Source organism: Arthrobacter sp. KKT183, from assembly GCF_055657625.1.
Genome location: NZ_CM145770.1, coordinates 2,737,151 through 2,753,278, shown reverse-complemented (window position 1 = coordinate 2,753,278; position 16,128 = coordinate 2,737,151). Strand labels below are relative to the sequence as shown.

Annotated in this window: 17 protein-coding genes; 9 read left to right on the top strand and 8 right to left on the bottom strand. The window is 64.4% G+C overall.

From position 1 onward, the window contains the following. Positions 1–29: 29 nt before the first annotated feature. From ACZ2GY_RS13070 to ACZ2GY_RS13060, 3 genes are all read right to left on the bottom strand, one after another. Complete coding sequence (locus tag ACZ2GY_RS13070) at positions 30–728, bottom strand: HAAS signaling domain-containing protein (RefSeq protein WP_471672073.1); 699 nt, start codon at positions 726–728, stop codon at positions 30–32. Beyond that, on the bottom strand, positions 725–961 hold the full coding sequence (locus ACZ2GY_RS13065) for a PadR family transcriptional regulator (RefSeq protein ID WP_471673595.1): 237 nt from the start codon (positions 959–961) through the stop codon (positions 725–727). Before ACZ2GY_RS13065 ends, ACZ2GY_RS13070 begins: the two co-directional genes overlap by 4 nt. A gap of 544 nt (positions 962–1,505) precedes the next feature. Further along, entirely contained in the window at positions 1,506–2,447 is a 942-nt protein-coding gene (locus tag ACZ2GY_RS13060; RefSeq protein WP_006247388.1) for a GlxA family transcriptional regulator, read from the bottom strand. 107 nt (positions 2,448–2,554) lie between these two features. On the opposite strand from ACZ2GY_RS13060, the gene ACZ2GY_RS13055 reads away from it, so the two are divergent. Continuing rightward, a complete protein-coding gene (locus ACZ2GY_RS13055) occupies positions 2,555–2,866 on the top strand; it encodes a putative quinol monooxygenase (protein WP_006247389.1) in 312 nt (103 codons plus the stop codon). Between the two features lie 107 nt (positions 2,867–2,973). Next, positions 2,974–4,299: an ISL3-like element ISPfr2 family transposase gene (locus ACZ2GY_RS13050; protein ID WP_471672072.1), complete on the top strand. Its 1,326-nt coding sequence runs from the start codon at positions 2,974–2,976 to the stop codon at positions 4,297–4,299. A gap of 283 nt (positions 4,300–4,582) precedes the next feature. Here ACZ2GY_RS13050 and ACZ2GY_RS13045 read toward each other — a convergent pair whose 3' ends face one another. From ACZ2GY_RS13045 to ACZ2GY_RS13035, 3 genes are all read right to left on the bottom strand, one after another. Next, a complete protein-coding gene (locus ACZ2GY_RS13045) occupies positions 4,583–5,608 on the bottom strand; it encodes a hypothetical protein (RefSeq protein ID WP_471672071.1) in 1,026 nt (341 codons plus the stop codon). Positions 5,609–5,692: 84 nt separating this feature from the next. Next, positions 5,693–6,460, bottom strand: coding sequence for a DUF4238 domain-containing protein (locus ACZ2GY_RS13040; protein WP_471672070.1), 768 nt, complete (start codon positions 6,458–6,460; stop codon positions 5,693–5,695). Positions 6,461–6,754: 294 nt separating this feature from the next. Next, positions 6,755–7,198 (bottom strand): Lrp/AsnC family transcriptional regulator, encoded by a 444-nt coding sequence (locus ACZ2GY_RS13035; RefSeq protein ID WP_056543672.1) that lies wholly within the window; start codon positions 7,196–7,198, stop codon positions 6,755–6,757. Between the two features lie 214 nt (positions 7,199–7,412). Here ACZ2GY_RS13035 and pdhA point away from each other — a divergent pair, with 214 nt between their 5' ends. The 4 genes from pdhA to ACZ2GY_RS13015 are packed head-to-tail and all read left to right on the top strand — an operon-like array spanning position 7,413 to position 12,166. Further along, the gene (pdhA, locus tag ACZ2GY_RS13030) at positions 7,413–8,579 is read left to right on the top strand and encodes a pyruvate dehydrogenase (acetyl-transferring) E1 component subunit alpha (RefSeq protein ID WP_471672069.1); all 1,167 of its coding nucleotides are present in this window, start codon (positions 7,413–7,415) and stop codon (positions 8,577–8,579) included. A 2-nt stretch (positions 8,580–8,581) separates the two neighbouring features. Next, positions 8,582–9,652 (top strand): alpha-ketoacid dehydrogenase subunit beta, encoded by a 1,071-nt coding sequence (locus tag ACZ2GY_RS13025; protein WP_346027273.1) that lies wholly within the window; start codon positions 8,582–8,584, stop codon positions 9,650–9,652. Then, positions 9,649–11,259 carry a dihydrolipoamide acetyltransferase family protein gene (locus ACZ2GY_RS13020; protein ID WP_277357698.1) on the top strand — a complete coding sequence of 537 codons (1,611 nt, stop codon included), beginning with the start codon at positions 9,649–9,651 and terminating at the stop codon, positions 11,257–11,259. The genes ACZ2GY_RS13025 and ACZ2GY_RS13020 overlap by 4 nt, the downstream gene beginning before the upstream one ends. A 40-nt stretch (positions 11,260–11,299) precedes the next feature. After that, a complete protein-coding gene (locus ACZ2GY_RS13015) occupies positions 11,300–12,166 on the top strand; it encodes an MBL fold metallo-hydrolase (RefSeq protein WP_277357697.1) in 867 nt (288 codons plus the stop codon). Here ACZ2GY_RS13015 and ACZ2GY_RS13010 read toward each other — a convergent pair. Then, a complete protein-coding gene (locus tag ACZ2GY_RS13010; protein ID WP_471672068.1) occupies positions 12,101–12,793 on the bottom strand; it encodes a dTMP kinase in 693 nt (230 codons plus the stop codon). The genes ACZ2GY_RS13015 and ACZ2GY_RS13010 overlap by 66 nt on opposite strands. A 180-nt stretch (positions 12,794–12,973) precedes the next feature. On the opposite strand from ACZ2GY_RS13010, the gene ACZ2GY_RS13005 reads away from it, so the two are divergent. The 3 genes from ACZ2GY_RS13005 to ACZ2GY_RS12995 are packed head-to-tail and all read left to right on the top strand — an operon-like array spanning position 12,974 to position 15,129. Beyond that, a complete protein-coding gene (locus ACZ2GY_RS13005) occupies positions 12,974–13,459 on the top strand; it encodes a cupredoxin domain-containing protein (protein WP_471672067.1) in 486 nt (161 codons plus the stop codon). After that, positions 13,452–13,910, top strand: a complete 459-nt coding sequence (locus tag ACZ2GY_RS13000; RefSeq protein ID WP_471672066.1) for a hypothetical protein — start codon at positions 13,452–13,454, stop codon at positions 13,908–13,910. Before ACZ2GY_RS13005 ends, ACZ2GY_RS13000 begins: the two co-directional genes overlap by 8 nt. Positions 13,911–13,920: 10 nt before the next feature. Beyond that, positions 13,921–15,129: an MFS transporter gene (locus tag ACZ2GY_RS12995; RefSeq protein WP_471672065.1), complete on the top strand. Its 1,209-nt coding sequence runs from the start codon at positions 13,921–13,923 to the stop codon at positions 15,127–15,129. A 28-nt stretch (positions 15,130–15,157) separates the two neighbouring features. On the opposite strand, the gene ACZ2GY_RS12990 is transcribed toward ACZ2GY_RS12995, so the two are convergent. Further along, positions 15,158–16,072: a phosphatase PAP2 family protein gene (locus ACZ2GY_RS12990; RefSeq protein WP_471672064.1), complete on the bottom strand. Its 915-nt coding sequence runs from the start codon at positions 16,070–16,072 to the stop codon at positions 15,158–15,160. Positions 16,073–16,128: the final 56 nt, after the last annotated feature.

Sequence of the window (16,128 nt, the reverse complement as noted above, 5' to 3'; positions counted from 1 at the left end):
TCCGTGACTCGACGAGGGCGGCTGGTTGCTTAGGCGCCTGCTGGTTGTTCGCGGAATGCTCGTCGCTCTCGGGGCTTGATGGGGAGTACTGCGGCTATGACCGCTGCTATCGCTGCGGGGAGGATGAACCATCCGACAATCCATATTGTGGTGGCAATCGCCAGAATGACCATGAGGCCGGCGACGCAAACAGTGGTTAACGGCATCCTGTGGCCTCGGATGAAGGGCGGTACGGCCGCCAGGAGAAGTGCTGCGATGAGCGTTACTGCGATTTTGGGGTCCATATTGAACAGCACGAGCTGCGTGGTTGTGCTGATGACTTCGCCGGTGTCGGGATCAATGGTGGAGCCGACATACCCCGTGCGCAGCGAGATGATCGCTGCGGCCAGGAGCGCCAGGGCGAAACTGACGATCTGCGCTGTGCGCTTTGCAGTCATGTAGCCCTTGAGTCCCGGGCGTTGCGGTGGAGCGGTTGACTGCACGTGCGCGGGCTTGATGTCGGGGCGTCGCCGTGGCATCTCCTCGAGCATCGGATCGGCGACGTCCGTCGGGGGGCCCAGGCGCGTCAGTACGTCGTCAATGGCTTCTCCGCGTGTAAGCGCCTCAGTGATGTGGGAGCGCAAGCCGTCCATAATCTCGGCCGTTTGCTCCGCCGATGCGCGCCGGAGAGTTTGCTCAGCTGCGGCGAGCCAAGCTACTGCTTCGGCGGGAAGTTCGTTGTGCGTCACGATGGTCTCCTGAGGGTGCGATCTACTGCGTTCCGAAGTGGGATCCACGAGTTCTCGAACACTTCGAGAGCGTCGCGACCTGCTGGGGTGAGGGTGTAGTACTTGCGGGGTCGCCCTGCATCCGATTCCTGCCATTCGCTTTCCGCGAGCCCGGAGGTCAATAAGCGTGCGAGGAGGGGATAAAGTGTGCTCTCTCCCGCGATCAATCCGTCGGCTTCGAGGCGGCGGGCCATGTCCAGCCCGTAGGTGGGGCCGTCGCGCAGTATTGCGAGGGCACAGAACTCAACTAGTCCTCTGCGAAGACTCGTGAGTACACGTTCGGTAGTTACCATGTAACGCATAGTACAACGTGACACAAGGTATGTAATAGGGGTTGAATAGTGGCTCTTCCCAGATGAAGGGTGTAGGTCGGCCGGGCGCGTCGGTCCGCAGATAGACGTCGAGGTCTCCCGACGATGGAGGTTCCTACGCCATCCATCCGAGAGACCTCGACGTGTCCGACGCTACCCCGCCGGCCGGCTTCGGCCGCCCTGACCTAACCGCCTTCGCGGCTCATCCCAATCGACCCTGATCGGGTCTGCTGACCCTCTCGACGAGAACGCAGCGACATCACAGCCACCCAACCCCGACCGTCCGGGAAGCCGGGGCACGTCACATGGCCTGTGCTTCGGGCGTGTCGAGTGGGTCGTCCAGGGGCGACGCAGGAGCGTCGACGCGACGTGCTGAGAGGTGGCTCCAACCGAGCGCTAGGACACAAGCTACAGGCATGGCGATAGGTCAGGAACGGCGTCGCTCCCTGCGCAGGAGGGAGCGCAGAGTCTCGGCGTTCGCGTAGCCGACCCGTAGCGCGATCTCGGCGGAGGTGAGGTCCGTGGTTGCTGAGAGGTGCCGAGCTCGTTCGATGCGAAGCCGTTGGACGAAGCCGAGCGGAGTGAGGTTGAGCGCCGCACGGACTCGTCGTTCGAGGGTGCGCCGGCTGGTGCCGAGCGACTGCGCGACGAAGGCGACGTTGAACGGTTCGTCCAGGCGGGCGCGCACGAAGCGTTCGAACTCGACGACGATCGGGTCCTCGTGCCGGAGATGTTCGTAGGCGACGAAAGCCGCCTGCGACGGGCGCTCGTCGATGATGAGGAGCTTGGCGACATGTTGGGCCAGGTCGGGGCTGATCGATCGCACGAGTGAGAGCGCGAGGTCGATGTGGGCGAAGGCGGCGCCGGCGGTGACGAGGTTCCCGTCGACCACGACCATGGTGTCGAGATCGAGGGCGACGGTCGGATAGCGCTTCAGGAACTCCGGCCCCAGGAACCAGCTGGTCGTCGCCCGCCGATGATGCATCCGTCCGGTCTCGGCGACGGCGAACACGCCGGTGCACGCCGCGGCGATCCGGGTGGTCGCGTCGTCGAGGCGCCCGAGTGAGGCGATGACCGAACGAGCATCTCGGCTCTGGAGGGCGTCGTGGGTCGCGGCGGCCGTGAGGGTTCCAAGCGCAGGGACGACGACCACGTCGAACTCTCCGGACTCCGACAGCGGGTGGTCCACCGACAGGGTCATCGATGCCGTCGTGGTCACTCGCCGTTTCGGTCCGAGGATGGCGAGTTCGATCGGGTCGATCCGCGGGTCGACATCGCCGCGGGCTCCGTCGGCCACCCGCACGATGTCGATGACCGACGCGACCGCCGAACCGAAGCAGCCGTCGATCGCGATCAGTCCGATACGCATGGCGTGTATTATAGCAATACTGCCGTATACGCCACTCCCCATCGGCCCTCGCTCGTCATATGCTGAACTCGCCCCACGAAGAACCCCGACTTCAAGGAGAACCCCTCATGTCCACACCCGCATCACTTCCGTATGCCTTCGTCGCCAAGATCGTCGCGGCCGATGGACAGCACGACGCGCTCGCCGATCTGCTCGCCGGCGCTGTCGCACTCGCCAACGAAGAAGTAGGAACGATTGTCTGGTTCGCGGCTAGGACCCATGCCGACACCTTCTGGATCTTCGATGCATTCCCCGACGAGGCCGCTCGCGACGCCCACGCCAACGGCGCCATCGTCGCAGCCCTGATGGCCAACCAGCACCTCCTCGGCGCAGCACCCGAGATCCTGGCGGCCGACGTCCTCGCGTCCAAGCTCCCGTAGTCCGCCAACGCACGAGACGATCGCGCCCCGCCGAGTCAGTCCGCAGATAGACGTCGAGGTCTCCCGACGATGGAGGTTCCTACGCCATCCATCCGAAAGACCTCGACGTGTCCGACGCTACCCCGCCGGCCGGCTTCGTCCGCCCTGACCTGACCGCCTTCGCTCGACTCGACGGCCTCGGTCTGAGCGTGATCGGGCAACGACTTGAACCGGATCGTGCGGTCCTCGCGTGCCGCGTGGTGGAACCAGATCAGTGGTGCCGACGGTGCGGCAGCGAAGGCGCCGCTCGTGACACCGTGATCCGGCGGTTGGCCCACGAGCCGCTGGGCTGGCGACCGACCGTGCTGGAAGTTGTAGTGCGCCGCTACCGCTGTGCCGACTGCGGACACGTGTGGCGCCAAGACACCAGCGCCGCGGCGGAGCCACGCGCGAAGCTCTCGCGCACCGGGCTGCGGTGGGCGCTGGAAGGGATCGTGGTCGCACACCTCACCGTCGCCCGTGTCGCCGAGGGACTCGGGGTCGCGTGGGACACCGCCAACAACGCGGTCCTGGCCGAAGGCAAGCGGCTGCTGATCAACGACCCCACGCGGTTCGAGGGCGTGAAGGTCATTGGCGTCGATGAGCACGTCTGGCGCCACACCAGGCGTGGCGACAAGTACGTCACCGTGATCATCGACCTCACCCCGGTCCGCGATGGCGCCGGCCCAGCAAGGCTGCTGGACATGGTCGAGGGCCGGTCGAAGGCGGCGTTCAAGACCTGGCTCGCCGACCGCGACGACGCCTTCCGTGACGCGGTCGAGGTGGTCGCGATGGACGGCTTCACCGGGTTCAAGACCGCCGCTGCGGAGGAGATCCCGGACGCGGTCACGGTGATGGATCCCTTCCACGTCGTGCGCCTGGCCTGTGACGCCCTCGACAGGTGCCGGCGCCGGGTCCAACTCGCGATCCACGGGCACCGTGGGTTCAGGGACGATCCGCTCTACAAGTCGCGGCGCACGCTGCACACCGGCGCGGACCTGCTCACCGACAAGCAGAGCGACAGGCTACGCGCGCTGTTCGTTGATGACGCTCACGTCGAGGTCGAGGCGACCTGGGGTGTCTACCAGCGGATGATCGCCGCCTATCGCCACGAGGACCGGCAACGTGGCCGCGAGCTCATGGAGAAGCTGATCACCGACCTCAGCGCCGGCGTCCCCAAGGTGCTCACCGAGCTCACCACCCTGGGCCGGACCCTGAAGAAGCGAGCCGCCGACGTGCTCGCCTACTTCGAACGACCCGGCACCAGCAACGGGCCGACCGAGGCACTCAACGGACGGCTCGAACACCTGCGCGGCTCCGCACTCGGGTTCCGCAACCTGACCAACTACATCGCCCGAAGCCTGCTCGAGACCGGCGGCTTCAGACCCCAACTCCTACACCCCCGATTGGGATGAGCCTGAATAGTCACCGTCGGATAACAGTAGGGAGTCCTATCCGATCCTCACCCGGGCCGCCCATGACGCACTCGGGCACATCCACGATCGGACGCGGTCATCATCTCCAAGGACCTGCAGGATCAGTGGCTGGATCCGACCATGACTGAGCGGGGCCAGGTGCAACACTTCATCGACACGATTCCCGAGCCCAACCTCGTACCGCGAGTTGTTGGCAAAGAGGTGGGATCAGTACGCAACAACGGACCTCAGTTGATCATGGCTGCCAACTAGCGCAGGTCAGCTATTTCCCGCCGATCTTTCGTCGCAGATGAGTGATTGCGTTATCAATGCCTCGATTTCGGCGCACCCGCCAATACCGGTCGAAGAGTTCTATAATCTCCGCGTCATCTTGGTTGGAGAGGAAGGCAATTACAGTCTCTTGAGGGATGTCCGGAAGTTGTTCTTGAAAGATTCCGGGTAGATCATTTCGTAGGCCCTGCGCTTTCAGGCGAGCTTGTGCACGCTCGACAGCCGATTCCGGCCTCGCGACAGCCAGTGATGCTTCGAAGCTCTTGTATCCAACGGTGATGTCTCCATGTGGAGGTATGGGCGTGCAGTCCGTTGTACCTAGGACGATGACAGGTATGGCTACCGTTCGGGTCCATTCTTCAAGCTTCCGCAGTTCGTGGAGGAGGACTTCCCATGAACCAGTGTGTGGCCGCCGCACCATGAGGGCCGGCCACACAGAAACGGGGACAGGATTCCCGAGCGGGACTGTAGAGAAAACATCACCGACTGCCACCGTCTCGTCATCCTTGTACGCGGCTCGCACGTGCAACCCAGGAACCATCCGATCTGGAATCACTCGACCTAGCCGGGTGGCGACTATCGCTGTCTTCCTGTGCTTGGAAAAATTCGAGTGTTCGCTCAGGACGCGTAGCGGGTGAGTTCCCTCTTCATCGTGGTGATAAGGCTGAAGGAGTTCGATTCGCTCTCCTATGACGGCATCCTTATGCAGCACGGTCAGCGTTCTTCGCCGCTTGTCGCGCATCCACTCAAGCAGCTTGTCGTTGTCTACTTTCGCTGGCATCTCAATGCGCTGAACTTCCTCCGAGTCCAGCGGGCGCCCCATCTGGTGTTCAACCTCGGCAAAGAGAGCGTGCTCGATTGCTGAGCGCATCTGATTAATGGCATCAGCTGTGAGGCGAGGTACTGCCTCAGGGATGGGGGCGATGCTCGCAAGGGTGAGGTGGTCAATGCCATCCCGGGCTTCATTTACGAAGCCGAAAACCTCGCCGTTGACGTAGTCATCGACGACTCTGGACACCCGCTCGATCGCCGCATCGATATGCGCGAGCGTGTACAGCAGATGCTGTTGATGTGACGGTAGCCAGTGACTCACGATGAATTTTCAATCTTTTGAGGCAGGTATGGGGTCGTCCGTCAGTACGTCCTCGACGTCTTCGACGGGTACGAGGGAGCCCTTCCGCAGGGTCCCCGGGCGACCAATGAGCCATCGTCGGCTGTTCCTTGCAATAGCCGGGTTAAGGGCCGCCGGACGATCGAACTGCTTTCCTATTACGAGGAGCTGTGTGGGTGAGAGCGGAAACGCGATGGTGCACACGTCCGCACTCTCGTTGTCACGAAACAGCAGCACCGCTCCGTCGCCGGTGATGAACTCCCCGTGGATAATCTGCCACTCCCACTCGCCCGATTCGAGACCGAGTGCTTTCAAGCGGATAACGTCGTCTGTTGATTGAGAGAGCAAAAGGCGGTCTGCGACGTTCAGCTCGATTTCTTCAAATGTTCCATCCATCTTGAATCGAACTGCTGGTGTGTGGATTTCCATTTGATCGGCGTATCGGCCACGGTCGAGGTACATGTCCATGAAAGCGATCATTGCGGTCAAGGTCTCACCGTCCACCGTAGGGTCTTCAGTGCGGAGGGTGTTGATGGCCCGAATGCCCTTGCCTTCGATCCCGGAGTACTCGTCCTCGAGGTTGTGAGCCAGCACGTTCGGTTCGTATGCGTAGTTGCGGACCGTGGCCCTATTCACTGATGACGGGTAGCCGTAGTTCCGGCCTAGGTCGATAACGTCTACCCGATTGCGCTCGTCTGCCCACGCGCAGAGATATTTCTTGGTCAACATGTGCGCTCCGCGCACCTCGTTCTGGGCCATAGTTGAACCCTATAGTCCGCGACGTTGTTGACGGAGCCCCGGCCGACTGCCCGGCCTACTCGTCCTTGAGTTCGCCACTCATCTTGAGGTGTTGCGTTTGGGTACACCCTCCGCAACGGAGGGCGTCCATAAGGGGAACCTCTAACGCGCCGCCCTGGATGCTTTTGTCCGCAGAGAGATGCCGCATGTTCAGTGCAGCTGCCATTCCCGTAAGACCTGCCCGCAAAGATGCCCGGTGAGGGAGCCCGATGCGTGCCTTATGCGAGCACACACCGGACCGAACGCAGCACGCGACTAGCGCGTATCCATATCCTCAAACACAAGGAAGGTCTGGGTATCCAGCACGCCCGGCATGGACTGCAGCTGATCGAAAATGACCCGACGAAGATCCACGTTGTCTTCAGCGCGAACGAGTAGGATGACGTCGAAATCACCGCCCACCAGTGCAATGTGATGCACCTCCGGGATGGCACGCAGCTGCTCCCTCAGCTCTCGCCACGAATGCTGGCGCACCTTCAGCGTCACATAAGCCGAAGACCGGAGTCCCGCCTTGATCGGGTCGATCAGTGCAGTGAACTTCGTCAGCACGCCGCTTTCTGTCAGCCGCGCAATCCGGGAATACGCGTGCGCCCGGGAGATGTGAACGTTCTCGGCCACCGCCGTGACTGAGAGCCGGCCGTCGCGGGTGAGCTCGGCGAGGATCTTCCGGTCCACTTCATCGAGCGGCTGTTCCGCCATCTGTCTACACCCTTGTTAGTTATCCAGCTCACATTGTCGATATGTCTGCAGAATCAGCCACAGAACGACTATTCTTCCACGATATTGCCGGATTGTGGATACGAATCGGATGGCAAACGCATAATTGAGCAACAGATACAGTTCCTCAGCCATGGGCCGAGGATGCCAAGGCAGCGAAGCCGTCCCTCCCAGTGGAACGGCTGAGGGAGGCAGTATGACCATTTCAACCGGCAACTCCGCCAACAACCAGTTCGGCGAGTCAATGAAGCCCACCGGTCGCAGCAGTGACCAGGGCCCTACGGCGGAGGAATACATGCTCCCGTCCGCCCAGCCGGTCCAGCTCGTGGACCCCAGCGGCGAGCACATTCACAATGACCGCTACCCCCTGCCCGACGGCGAAGCTCTCCTCAGCGCCTACGAGAAGCTGGTCGTCGGCCGCCGCATCAACGATCAGGCCAACGCACTGGTCCGGCAGGGCCGGATGGCTGTCTACCCCTCATCGCACGGGCAGGAGGCCTGCCAGGTGGCTGCCGCCGTCGTGCTTGAAAAGGATGACTGGCTCTTCCCGACCTACCGGGACACCGTTGCTGTCATCACGCGCGGCGTGGATCCCCTTGGCGTGTTGACGCTCTTGAGGGGCGACTGGCATTCCGGATATGACCCCTACGAGTACAAGACCGCCACCCAGGCAACGCCGCTGGCTACCCAGCTGCTCCACGCCGTCGGCGTGGCCCACGCGGCCAAGCTGCGCGGTGAAAACACCGTGGTGCTGGCCCTGTGCGGTGACGGCGCCACCAGCGAGGGTGACTTCCACGAGGCCCTGAACTTCGCAGCCGTGTTCCACGTGCCGGTGGTCTTCCTGGTCCAGAACAACGAGTACGCCATCTCGGTTCCGCTGAAGCACCAGACCGTGGCGCCGTCGCTGGCGCACAAGGCGATCGGCTACGGCATGCCCGGCGAACGCGTGGACGGCAATGACCTCGCTGCCATGCTGTCCGTGCTGGGCAAAGCAGTTGACCGAGCGCGCGACGGCGGTGGCCCGGCACTCGTTGAAGCCCACACCTACCGCATGCAGGCGCACACCAACGCTGACGATCCGTCGCGGTACCGGGCCCAGTCCGACGTCGACGAGTGGGTTCCAAAAGACCCGATCACCCGCATGCGCACCTACCTGGGCAACCTGAACCTCCTCACCGCAGAAGAGGAGCAGCGTATCGCCGGGGCGGCCGAAGAGACGGCCAGCACCCTGCGGGACGGGCTCAACTCCGAGCCGGAGATCAACCCGACAGACCTTTTCGAGTACGTCTACACCGAGAAGACGAGCCAACTGCGCGAACAGGCCGCACTCCTGGCCGACGAACTCTCACGGGAAGGTGCATAGCCATGACTGACACCGCAGTTCGATCCGGCTCGGCCGAAAAGGCAACCGCGAACAAGACAGGGCTCCAGCCGCTCACCTTCGCCAAGGCGCTGAATACCGCCTTGGCCGATGCCATGGAAGCTGACCCCTCCGTGATCATCTTCGGCGAGGACGTCGGCCCGCTCGGCGGCGTCTTCCGGATCACGGACGGGCTTACCGCGCGCTTCGGCGAGGAGCGCTGCTTCGATACACCGCTCGCGGAGTCCGGCATCATGGGCATGGCAGTCGGTATGGCGATGAACGGGATGACTCCCGTCGTCGAAATGCAGTTCGACGCCTTCGCCTACCCCGCCTTCGAGCAGGTGGTCAGCCACGTCGCGAAAATGTCCAACAGGACCAAGGGCAAGGTGAAGCTGCCGCTGGTCATGCGCATCCCCTACGCCGGCGGCATCGGGGGAGTGGAGCACCACTGCGACTCCTCGGAGTCCTACTACGCACACACACCCGGGCTTACGGTTCTGGCCCCCGCCACCGTGCGCGATGCCTACCTGATGCTTCGCGACGCCATCCGCTTCCCCGATCCCGTGGTCTTCCTTGAGCCGAAAAAGCTCTACTGGACCAAGGAGACACTGGATCTGGACGAGCTTCGCAAGGAAGCCGACGACGCCGCCATTACCGGTTCAACGGTGGGCCGCGCCGTGGTTGCCCGCTCCGGAACCGACGCCACCCTTATTGCCTACGGACCCTCCGTGCCGACGGCGCTGGCCGCCGCTGAAGCGGCTGCGGCCGAAGGGCGTAGCCTGGAAGTCATCGACGTGCGCTCGCTCGTGCCGTTCGACGACGAGACCGTCACCGCCAGCGTGCGGAAGACGGGACGCGCCGTCGTCATTGCGGAAGCACCGGGGTTCGCCTCGGTCGCCGCCGAGATCGTTGCCCGTGTGCAGGAGCGCTGCTTCAACTCACTGGCTGCCCCCGTGCGGCGTGTGACCGGGTTCGACATTCCGTATCCCGCACCCAAGCTCGAGCACTTCTTCCTGCCAAGCGTTGACCGGATCCTCGACACCGTGGATGAACTGCAGTGGGAGGACGCATGAGCGCCATGACAACGAGCCCCTCGGTGAAGGTGTTCCTGCTGCCTGACCTCGGTGAGGGCCTGACCGAAGCCGAACTGGTGAACTGGCTCGTGGCCGAGGGGGACACCGTCTCCGTCGACCAACCGGTGGCCGAAGTGGAGACGGCGAAATCCATGGTGGAGGTACCCTCTCCGTTCGCTGGCGTCGTTGCCCAGTTGCACGGTGAAGCCGGGACCACCATCAACGTTGGCGCGCCCCTGATCTCGGTGCGGCCCGACGGCGCAGCGGCCGAGACAGTGGCTGCCACAGCAGCTTCCACGGGTAACCCTGACGCTGAGGCGTACCGCGAGGAGGAAAGAGCCGGGGTCAGCGTGCCTACGGACGCGGAGGTCGCCGCAGCGCCGGACGCCGCGGAATCAGCTGCAGAGTCGGGTGAAGGTTCGGGCAATGTCCTGATCGGCTACGGCACCCCCAGAACCGGTACCGGAGGCCGGACCCGGCGTCGCAGGGGCGACGCCGGTTCAGCCGCGGTCTCAACCTCCGCTGCGGCAGCGGAGGCGCCGGCGAGCATGGAAGCGCCGGAGACCGCTGAAGTGCCGGCAACGCAGACGCAGGACTCACCTGTGGCAGCGTCCGAGCAGCGTGCAGTGCTGTGCATCTCGCCGCTGGTCCGCAAGCTTGCGCGGGATGCCGGCCTCACTCTGTCCTCTGTCGAGGGTACGGGCGTGGACGGCATGGTCCTGCGCCGGGACGTCGAGCGCGCTTTGCAGGCTTCCGCCGGCACGTCCGGCGAAAAGCAGGAGTCCCTGCCGAGCAGCAGCAAGCAGAGCACCAGCAGGAATCAAAGCACCAGCAGGAATCAAACCACCAGTAACCAGCAAAGCACCGCTGGGGGAGTGGACCAGGATCGCCGCAGTGGTCTGCAAATCGCTGAGCGCATCCCCGTCCGGGGCGTCCGCAAGGCGGTAGCCGAGGCCATGACCCGCAGTCGGCGGGAGATCCCGGAAGCAACGGTCTGGGTGGACGTCGATGCCAGCGCGCTGCTTGACCTGCGCACCGAGCTCAAGCGCAGGCAGCCGGATGCAACGCCCGGCCTGCTGGCATTTGTCGCACGGTTCGCACTGGCCGGGCTCGCCCGGTACCCGGAACTGAATACGCGCATCGTCGAGCGTGAGGACGGTAGCTCGGAGATCCTGAAGTTTGACGGCGTGAACCTCGGTATCGCCGCGCAGACCGACCGCGGGCTTCTGGTTCCCGCGGTTCAGCGGGCCGACCGGATGAGCGCACGGGAACTGGATGCGGAGATCCGGCGTCTTGCCGCCGTCGCACGCGAGGGCAAGGCGACACCCGCGGAACTCACCTCAGGTACGTTCACGCTGAACAACTACGGTGTGTTCGGCGTGGACGGCAGTGCAGCGATCATCAACCACCCGGAGGCCGCGATCCTCGGGCTGGGACGGATCATTGACCGGCCGTGGGTCGTCAACGGCGAGCTCGCCGTCCGGAAGGTGACCGAGCTGACGCTGACCTTTGACCACCGTGTCTGCGACGGTGGTGTGGCCGGAGGCTTCCTGCGCTACGTTGCCGACGCAATAGAGAACCCGGGCGGCGTCCTCGCGGACCTCTGACGATTACGCTTAGCGGACAGCCGCCACCAGAGAGGAACCCATGTCCGAGCGAGAAGACGAACAGTCCCACCCCTGGACCCAGTTGGGAGACCGCGTGTGGATGCTTCGGACCGATCCTTTCGGCCTGAACACCGGACTGGTTGTGGGAACGGACCGGGCGCTCGTGATAGACACCGGGGCGGGGCCGGAACAAGCAGCCCGGATCCTCGACGCTGTGCGTGGGCTGACTGACCTGCCGCTATGCGTGGTCAACACCCATTCGCACTTCGACCACGTGTTCGGCAACGCGTATTTTGCCGCCCACGGCGCTGAGGACTTCTGGGCAACTGACCGGTGCGCCGCAGTCGTTCGCGAGAGCGGCGAGGAACAGCGTGCGGAAGTTGGCAAGACAGAGCCGGCGATGGCCGAGAACCGCGGTGATCACACGGCTATCCACCCGGCCGACAGGCACGTTTCGGGATCGCCGGTGGATCTGGACCTCGGCGGTATCTCGGTCACCCTGTTCCACCTGGGCTTCGGTCACACGGACAACGACCTTCTGGTCGGCGCCGGCAACGTGCTGTTCACCGGTGATCTGGTCGAGGAGGGTGCAGACCCCGGCTTTGAGGATTCCTTCCCGGCGGAGTGGATCCGCACGCTGGGCAAGATCACGGCGCTCGATGACCTGTATGACGTCTTTGTCCCCGGTCATGGTGCTCCGGTGGACGTCGACTTTGTGGCCACGCAGCTGAACAAGATGCGCAGCGCCGTTCGGGTCACGAAGGTGGCCATGGACGAGGCATCGGTGGACATGACCAAGGCCATCCCGATTCTCCCGTACGGCCCCGAGCAGTCGCGGGCGCTACTGACTCGCCTGCGTACCCTCGCGCACTGGAAGTGGCTGGAGCGCCAGGGCAGCAGCAACTGACGACGAACCGCGCGTGCGGAGCCGGGCCTCGATGTGCTTCGCGAGCGCCTCGGCAATCTCTGCCGCGGTCCCGTTCGCATCCACGAGGGCGTAGTCCTCGAACCCGGGCAACTGCCGGTAGGAAGCGTCCAGCGCAGTGAGGAATTCAAAGGTTTCCTCGTCGGTATTCCGCGAAGCAACGCGGGTCTGCGCCGTGCTCGGGTCAACGCTGAGGTAAACCACAAGATCGGGCTGCGGCAGAACGCGCAGTAACCAGGGCAGCAGTCGGCCGGCGTCAAGACCCCGCTCCCGCCGCAAGGCCAGCTGGCACTGCAGGTGGCGGTCAAAGAGAACGACACCCCGCCGTCGCCGTGCCTGCAGCGTGGAGCGCAGCACTGCAAGCACGCGGAGGAAACTCTCGACTGCATCCAGGAGGCGGCTTCCTAGCAGGGATTGAGCGGTGTGCGAGTGCCGTGACGCCCAGCGGTCGAGGGTTCGCCGGCCGCCGGGATTGCGAAACAGCGCCGCCTCGATGCCGTCCTCCCGGAGCTTGCGAACAACTGACCGCGCGGCCGTTGTTTTGCCCGCTCCGTCGATCCCCAGCAGGACCACGCGGAGAACCTGTGGATTCCTTGGGAACCGGGTCATTTTCACCTTTCACGGGTGTACTCTCTGTGAACAATCATCGCAAGGGCGGCTGGACGAAGACTGATAGCGCCAGTATCACTCTGTCTCTGCAGTTCATCCGGCTTCCCACAGCGAAGACCAGGTGAGAGGGATGCATGCTCCCGGGGAAGCCGGTGGTGAATCCCGCCGGAATGGAGAGCAATGAAAATCACGCGTAGTGCCCTTGGCCTGGTCCTTGCTGCAGCGCTCATTGGAGTGGCCGGCTGCGGTTCAGGCGGCGAGCCGACCAGTGAGGCGCCGCCGGCCGAGACCAGTAGTGCGGCCGAGCCCACGGCAGAGGAGACAACCGCAGCTGCGGAGCCCAGCGAAGCGGTCTCGGAGGCGCCCAGCGGGGCAGCTTCGGAGGAGCCCACGGAAGAGGCTCCGGCCGAGGAAATCGTCATTACCATCCGAAATTTCGAGTATGAGATGCCCGACTCCGTGCCCGCGGGGGCGGAGATCACGGTAGTCAACGAGGACACCGCACCCCACACGGTGACCACCACTGAGACCGAAGACTTCGACGCGATTGTGCAGGGCGGCGAGACCGTGACCTTCACTGCGCCGTCCGAACCGGGCGAGTACCCCTTCTTCTGCACCTACCACCCCAACATGACGGGGACGCTGGTGGTGAGCAGCGATGGCTAACGCGGCAACGCACGGGCGCGTTGCCCGCGGGCGCGGACGCTCGGCTCCGCTGCTGATGGTGATCCGCGTGGTCATTGCGCTGGGGTTGGCTGTCGACGCCTACGTGCACTTCATCCTTGCTCCCCAGTACCAGCAGGCTTACCCCGACGGCATGGGCGGCGGGACTCTTTTCCGCATCCAAGCCGTGGCGGCCATCCTTGCGGGGCTCTACGTACTGATTCGCGGAAGCCGCCTGTCCTACGCCATCGCCGCGCTGGTTGCGCTCTCGGCCTTCGCCGCCGTCGTGCTGTCCGTCTATATCCAGCTCCCGCAAGTGGGCCCGATTCCGGCCATGTATGAACCGCTGTGGTTTTTCGAGAAGACGCTCAGCGCGGTTGCCGAGGGCATAGCGGGAGTTCTCGCCGTCGTCGGCTTCTTCCTGGTTCCGCGGAAGGACACTGCACTGCGCTAGCGTGTGAACGGTGCCCCAGGAACCGTTCAACCTCCGAAAGATTGCCGTTGGCGCATACGGCCCGTCACTCCTGTACGGCGCGGCAACGGGGTCCATCATCCCGGTCATCGTGCTCTCTGCCACTGAGCTCGGCGCCGATGTGGCGACGGCGGCGCTCATCCTCACGCTCACCGGCATCGGATCGCTGGTCACCAACGTACCTGCGACGCTGATCACCTCCCGGTTTGGGGAGCGGTGGGCGCTGGTAGCGGCGTCGCTCTGGTGCTCGGCGGCGATGATCCTTGCGCTGTCGGCGCCTAACCTGGCCGTATTCGCGGCTGCGATCTTCATGGTCGGTATGGCAGGGGCGGTGTTCGGGCTCGCCCGCCAGAGCTACCTCACTGAGGCGGTGCCCGTTCACTTCCGGGCGCGCGCGCTCTCGACCCTCGGTGGAGTGACCCGGATCGGTGTCTTTCTGGGGCCGTTCGCCGGCGCGCTTGCCATGAGTTTCCTGGGGCTCGACGGCGCCTACTGGGTGGGTGCCGGAGCTACCTTCGTTGCCGCTGTCCTCAGCTTCCAGGTTCCCGAGTTGGGTGGTCCGCGCGCGTCCCTCGGCCAGGGCACGGCGGCTGCGGCTGCGGCGCCGCCGACCCTCCAGGCCATCTTCCGGAGCCACGCCCGGGTCTTCGGCACAGTGGGCCTGGGCGTGTTGCTGATTGCCGCGGTCCGGGCCACCAGGCAGGCCGTCCTGCCGCTCTGGGCTCAGGAGATAGGGCTTGACCCCGCAACGACGGCGCTCATCTACGGTCTCTCCGGCGCCATCGACATGCTGATTTTCTACCCCGCGGGCAAGGTGATGGACCTTTACGGCAGGCGCTGGGTGGCGGTGCCCTGCATGCTGATCATGGGAGTGTCGCTGCTCCTCCTGCCGCTCACTCGTGACGCGCTGAGCCTGCTGGCCGTCGCGTTGCTCATCGGGTTCGGCAACGGGATCGGCTCCGGGATCGTCATGACGCTCGGAGCAGACTTCTCACCATCGCCTGGGCGGCCGCAGTTCCTCGGGATCTGGCGCCTGCTGACGGATGTGGGGACCATGGCCGGTCCGGGAACCGTGTCTGCCGTGACGGCGGCCGCGTCCCTGGCGGGAGGGATCTGGACAACGGGCGCGCTGGGACTCGTGGGGGCGGTTGTCCTGTGGCTGTGGGTGCCGCCGAGAGAGCCGCGGGGGCGTCAGCGGTAGCGTGCCGCCGAAAAGGCCCGGCCGAGGCTCAGCTCGCGGCGCCCTGCAGCCGAGCCTGGGAGCCGAACAGCCAGCAAGCCGTAGCGCTCAGCGTGTAACCGACTCCGACGATGAGGGAGAGGCCGGACCAGAAGAACAGCGGAACGCCGGCCGTGCCCGGAACAGGAGCAGGGCCGATTGCCTGCACGTACACGTAGAGACCAAGGGACAGCGCCAGGCCCAGCAGGCCGGGGATCCAGCACAGTGCCAGCCAGCCCCGGGACGCACCCCAGAACCGTCCAAATCCCTCCCACACGTTCCAGCGGTTTCCGGAGCGCAGGATCAGGAGCCCGCCGATGAGCGTCCAGGCTCCAACCACCAGGTACGCGGCCACGACGTCGGCCGGCCGGTGCCACAGATTGATGAACGTCGCGGCCCCCGCCAGAACGGAGTAGGTGCCGCCGGCGGCTGCCGCGAGCGGGCGCCAGCGGGGGGATACAACGAGGAAGATCGCGGCAGCGGCAGAGGCAGCCAGCGTTGTATGCCCGGACGGAAGTGAGTTGAAATCGAGCGTGGGCACCCCGCGGTCCGGACGGTCAAAGAGGACGTTCTTAAGGATCTGCGTTGTGAGATTGGCGCCGATGATGGTGCCGAGCGCTATTCCGGCAGCCGCCCACCGCCGTCGTCCGAGTGTCACAAACAGAATCACCGCTGCGGCGATGAACACCGAGATCAGAGGCAGGCTGTCGAGGAACCGAAGGAAGGGGCCCTGGGTATCGGGTGCAGCTATGCCCGCTTCCGCCCACGCGGACTCGTCTGCAAACTGCCCAGTGGTGGTGCGGACAAACGCCCAGTAGGTCCACCCCAAAGCGACAAAGCACCCAAGCGCGCCGAGGACAAACAGCACTGGGTGCCGTGCGGCTGTGGAAAAGCGGCGTGCCGTTCTCGAGTGCTGGGTGTTCACCTGTTTAACACTGACACAGCGCCGCGTTGGTTCCTGAATCGGGCGGGTTTGTCCAG